This is a genomic window from Agrobacterium sp. ST15.13.013 (assembly GCF_027956525.1).
Classification (GTDB): Bacteria; Pseudomonadota; Alphaproteobacteria; order Rhizobiales; family Rhizobiaceae; genus Agrobacterium; species Agrobacterium salinitolerans.
On sequence record NZ_JAQKGP010000092.1, the window covers coordinates 1 to 504 of the forward strand.

The 504-nt window shown below is 53.0% G+C and carries 1 rRNA gene; it reads left to right on the forward strand.

Annotated features, from left to right (window positions below):
* A 23S ribosomal RNA gene (locus PL597_RS26025) occupies window positions 1-504 on the forward strand; the annotation flags it as partial.

A 504-nucleotide genomic window follows, 5' to 3' on the forward strand; every position in this document is an offset into this window, starting at 1 on the left:
GTGGATGCCCTGGCAGTCAGAGGCGATGAAGGACGTGCTAATCTGCGAAAAGCGTCGGTAAGGTGATATGAACCGTTACAGCCGGCGATGTCCGAATGGGGAAACCCAGTGCGATTCGTTGCACTATCGTTAACTGAATACATAGGTTAACGAGGCGAACCGGGGGAACTGAAACATCTAAGTACCCCGAGGAAAAGAAATCAACCGAGATTCCCCCAGTAGCGGCGAGCGAACGGGGAGCAGCCCAGAGTCTGAATCAGCTTGTGTGTTAGTGGAACGGTCTGGAAAGTCCGACGGTACAGGGTGATAGTCCCGTACACCAAAATGCACAGGTTGTGAACTCGAAGAGTAGGGCGGGACACGTGGTATCCTGTCTGAATATGGGGGGACCATCCTCCAAGGCTAAATACTCCTGACTGACCGATAGTGAACCAGTACCGTGAGGGAAAGGCGAAAAGAACCCCGGCGAGGGGAGTGAAAAAGAACCTGAAACCGTGTACGTAC